5 protein-coding genes are annotated in these 4641 nt (G+C 43.1%); 3 read left to right on the top strand and 2 right to left on the bottom strand.

Annotated elements, in window-relative coordinates:
• Positions 1-55 precede the first annotated feature (55 nt).
• Both AB6E52_RS22715 and AB6E52_RS22710 read left to right on the top strand, forming a co-directional pair.
• On the top strand, positions 56-967 hold the full coding sequence (locus AB6E52_RS22715) for a GGDEF domain-containing protein (protein WP_372134525.1): 912 nt from the start codon (positions 56-58) through the stop codon (positions 965-967).
• Positions 968-1063: 96 nt separating this feature from the next.
• Positions 1064-2485, top strand: coding sequence for a hypothetical protein (locus tag AB6E52_RS22710; RefSeq protein ID WP_133151388.1), 1422 nt, complete (start codon positions 1064-1066; stop codon positions 2483-2485).
• Positions 2486-2644: 159 nt separating this feature from the next.
• On the opposite strand, the gene AB6E52_RS22705 is transcribed toward AB6E52_RS22710, so the two are convergent.
• Positions 2645-3391: a nuclear transport factor 2 family protein gene (locus tag AB6E52_RS22705; RefSeq protein WP_017059089.1), complete on the bottom strand. Its 747-nt coding sequence runs from the start codon at positions 3389-3391 to the stop codon at positions 2645-2647.
• 197 nt (positions 3392-3588) lie between these two features.
• Positions 3589-4089: a nuclear transport factor 2 family protein gene (locus AB6E52_RS22700; RefSeq protein ID WP_017059088.1), complete on the bottom strand. Its 501-nt coding sequence runs from the start codon at positions 4087-4089 to the stop codon at positions 3589-3591.
• A 164-nt stretch (positions 4090-4253) separates the two neighbouring features.
• On the opposite strand from AB6E52_RS22700, the gene AB6E52_RS22695 reads away from it, so the two are divergent.
• Positions 4254-4641: LysR family transcriptional regulator (locus tag AB6E52_RS22695; protein ID WP_372189982.1), on the top strand; the 388-nt coding region annotated here is incomplete at its 3' end.

Here is a 4641-nt window from a genome sequence, read left to right as displayed (position 1 = left end):
AGATGATCTGATCGTAGCTTTAAGCATTAGTTCCCTGATTTAGGAAACAAAGCCTTTGTTACTCGTCGGTATAACCGTGTTACGCGGAGCAAGTCGATCTTTTCTCGTAATATCAATCATCATTAGCTCCCTTGGCATTAGCTTCTTCCTTTATAGCGCCCTAATTGCGCCTTCTGTAACTTCTAGGATCGAGGCTCGAAGTATTCTCGTTGTGACGATATGTATCTTAGCCCTCTGTGCAAACTATTCAGGGGAAAAGCACGATAACAGAGAAGCAAAGTGTCTGTTGAATCTGACCCTGTTTATCAACATTCTCTATATGGCAATTAGGGGCGTACTTGCTCATACCAAAGGAACGAATTCGAACTATTACCTGATATCAGATATTCATAAATTGTCTTTCGTTATCATGACAATCACAATTGTTAGCCTCGCATTTTCAGTGTTTTGGATCTTAACTGATCGTTTGTTGAAGCAGACCTATCGTTCATCGATCACTGATGAACAAACCGGCCTTTATAACCGTAGAGGCCTAGCAGAACTGATACCCAAGCTTGTTCAACCAGGCCGAGAGAGTGACATTTCTGTACTGATTGCCGACCTAGATCACTTCAAAAAAATTAATGATACCTATGGTCATGACAAGGGAGATGATGTGATTAAGCACTTTGGTCAAATTCTTGAAGATACATGCCGCACAAGCGATTTCTGTTTTCGCTATGGTGGAGAAGAGTTTGTTGTCATGTTACCTAGAGCGAATAAAGTTCAAGCAATGCAGATAGCTGAAAGAATAAGAAACCACGCAAAACACAACTCCAATCAAGAGCTCTCTTCTGGCACGTATACTGTCAGCATTGGAGTGACTCAAGCCCTCATAAACGATGACTGGAATTCATTAATTAAAAGAGCGGATAACGCCCTCTACGACGCAAAATCTCAAGGGCGCGATTGCATTGTTGAGCGTTAAGGCGAGTTGTAAAACAGTGTAAATATTCTTCCATCACAAAACATGTTGGCTAAGATTCAAGAAGTTAAACACACACAACAAGTAAGGTTAGCAAGGATGCGCATTTTTCGGTTTGTTTTAGCGATAGCATTATTGGCGTCGTCGTCCGTAGTGATGGCAAAAGATAGCGACATGATTCGTGATATCACTCGGGAGCAAGTCGATGAAAAAGCGCTTACCGATGCAATCGCTTCAAGAACATTGTCTTGGCTAACGGGAAGCTCATCTAATAATGACTATATGTCTGTTGGTCGCATGGCTAACTACTTTGGTTTTGTTGGTTTGCGCGTGGCAAGTGGACATAGCCTTTCTCGAAGCCAAGTTGCCAAGCAAACTTTGTCTGTCCTCGACTCTCAGCAACGAAACACTTTGCTAGCGTTGCTTGAACAACAAAAAACTCCTTTTGAGCAAGTTGCAAAAAGTCGATTTGCCATGAACAGAGCATTAGAAGGGTTATTAATCGGAGAGAGCATCTCGGAAGAAGAATTCCTCGAACTTGGGCAGCGCTATGGTCAGCATGAAGCCCAACTCGGCGAAATAATCGCTGAAGCCTTTGGCAAGATTATCCAAACTTTAACGGAAGAACAGAAACAGCAGCTCGACGCTATTCGACATGCTCACCTCAACGGAAAAGGTCAAGAGCTAGCAAAAGGTAACTCTAAGCCAAAGATTAAACTCAATAAAAATGACAAAAAAGAGCTAACCAACCTCGCAGCTCGCTTCTTAAGCTGGTCTACAGGTAGTGAAACGTTTAATGACTTCGAGGTAGTGGGAAAACCTAGCCAGCACTTTGGTTTTGTAAGCTTAAGAATGGCTTCTAATCACGGGGTTAAACGAGGCCAAGTATCTAAAGAGGTAATGTCATTACTCACTGCAGATCAACGAAAGGTACTGGAACAGGCTGCCAAAAGTAATATTGATGAGTTTAATCGTTTTATCGAGCAACGCGGAAACCTAATGCGCAACTTAGAAGTCGCACAAAATGGTCAATCGATTGAGACCGAAAATGTACTCAGATATGGTCGTGAGGTCGGAAAGGTTGAAGCCAGCATGACCTGGAGCCAAGCGATGGCCATGCTCAAAGTACGAGCATCATTAACAGATGAACAGTCTCAATCTCTACTCAGTATTCGCAACAAATATACCGCAGTTGGCGATCAAAACTTACCGAAAAATAGTGTAGAGCAAGGTCGCCAGCTTTACTCACAATGTAGCTTGTGTCATTCAGACAGCTCGACCACTGCTCCCAATTTGAATTCAATTGTTGGTCGTAAAGTGGCTTCAGATGACAGCTATAACAACTACTCTAAAGCCATCCTCGATTTTTCTGGCAGCCATAAGGTTTGGACGGAACCCTTGCTAAAGCAATTTATTGCATCACCCAAAACTCTGATTCCAGGCACATATATGGGGTTCTCAGGCTTGCGAAATACTCAGGATCAACAAGCGTTAGTCGACTATCTAAGTTCGTTAAATTAGCTGTTTGGGGCGAATTCAAAGAGCCAAACTCATTGAAGAACCGATAGCGAATACGCCAAAGTGTGCGGCGTATTCGCTTAACTATTTTGGCGGTAAGTGAAGGTCTTTCACACTCACCTCTCATAAGCCGATAACCGAGCTATCCCCCTTAAAGCGACTCTAGAACTTCCCGCCATTTACCCATTCTGCTTTTGGTGGCACGGGCTCTTGGTTTACCCATATCTCTTTAATTTGACCTCCCTCAACTCGGAATAGATCAAAACGCGCAACCTCGAGACCATTATCAATAACTCGGCTGTAAGCTGCTACGAAGTTACCTTGACCGACAATCTTGAACACTTGGTCATAGCCACCAATATAGCTATCTAAAGGGCTCACATCTGAGGCTTGATAAACGGCTAGCTCTTCGTGCTGGAGATACTTTGATAGCTTGTCTTTCTGCCCTAGTACCATGACATCACATAAAAAATCACGGATAAGGTTCTTATTCTCCTCTGTTTTATCTAAGTCAGTATGATTGATTGGCCCTTGCAGTCGACCTTCCCCTTCCGTCGGTTGAGCTTCGAAGGCAGAAATCACATCCCAATGTTCAATAATTTTATCGTCATTATCGGTATCGAATAGATCCGTAGTCACCCACTTATATTCGCCATTATTAATATCTTGGAATGCTTGAACAAACACGAATTGGCCATCTACGATTGAGCGTATGATCTTTATGTCTCTAACAGGGCAGCGTTTTAAGAAGGGTTCGAAGAACTCAACAAAACCATCAATACCGTTACGTACCCCAGTGCTATGTTGAGTATAACGTTGACCGGTGTACTTCGTTACCGCCTCTAATGCATGACCATCTCGGATACCTTCCATATACAGATTAGTCGCATTCGCTAGCTTATTGCTCATAGATAGTTTCTCCAAACTTAATAGTGCCAAAGTACGTTATTTGGCTCGTACACTGAAACTCAGAACTAGATTGTCTCAGGTGTCCTTTTAACTGTCGGATTGTTGAATAGGCTCTTCGCGTCGCTATTCAAAACCAAGTTAAGCTCGATATACGTCTACAGCATATCGAGCCTTTACAACCTAATTGGTCACTGTGGTTACTGTTTGGCGTGATAAGCTTTAGATACTGCGTAGCTATCCTCAAACCAGTTCCAACTCTTCACTTTGCCATCTTCAACCTGAACTCGAACCGCCCAGCTGAATTTACCCGTGTCTACACCAGATTCATTCGCAATGGCACTCATACTGCCCATGAATACTGCTTGGTCGCCGTTTACAAAACTATAGTCTGTTGACCAGCTTGTGACTTTCAAACCTGCGCCAAATAGAGGAAAGAAAGTGTTGAGCACTTTTTCTTTTGACTCCCAGTTACCGATCCAAGGGATGTCGGCGTCACCTTCGTTGTGCCAGACAAAATCATCGGCCATTAATGACTCGAGTTTTGCCATATCACCTGAGCCTGCCGCCCATAAGAATGCTTGAGCCGTTTCTAGTGTCTTTGCTGAATCGACTGCTTTTGTTTCATCTGCAAGGGCTGGAGTGAATTGAAAGAAAGCCAGAAGACTCGCTAGACCGATAAGTAGATTTTTCTTTAACATTTTCTTTCTCCTGATTGTCAATTTTGAAGCTCAATGCGTGGGAGATTAAAAGTGCCATCAGTGCATGCTTTGAACTTCAGTTCTGTTTGTTGCCTTGTTGAGATAACTATAGCTGTGCTAAATTTTTGGTAAACTCACTAATTGAACACGTTGGATATGCGCAAATGCACAACATAAGATGGGATGACCTGCAATATGTTCTAACAGTGGCGAATGAAGGATCCCTGTCGGCCGCGGCAAGAGCACTTGGTGTAAACCACAGCACCGTTTTACGTCGTATTGACACCTTTGAGTATCGTCACAAATTACGAATTTTCCATAAACTTCCTACCGGATACAAACTAACGGTTGAAGGGCAAAAGCTTCTGGAGTCAGCTCTCGCTATCGAATCCACAGTAAGAGAATTGGAGCACAAGGTTTTTGGACAGGAATTGAAGCTAGAAGGTACGCTAAGAATAACGACGACCGATGCGTTATCTCGCCTCATTCTGGGTACTTGTCCCGTCCTGAAATGTGTTTACACATTGAGGACGAATTATGGCTACTTCAAAT

The sequence above is a fragment of the Vibrio sp. 10N.247.311.13 genome (genome assembly GCF_041467595.1).
Taxonomy (GTDB): Bacteria; Pseudomonadota; Gammaproteobacteria; order Enterobacterales; family Vibrionaceae; genus Vibrio; species Vibrio crassostreae_C.
Note: the sequence above shows the minus strand (reverse complement) of the source record. Positions and strands in the feature narration are given on the sequence as shown.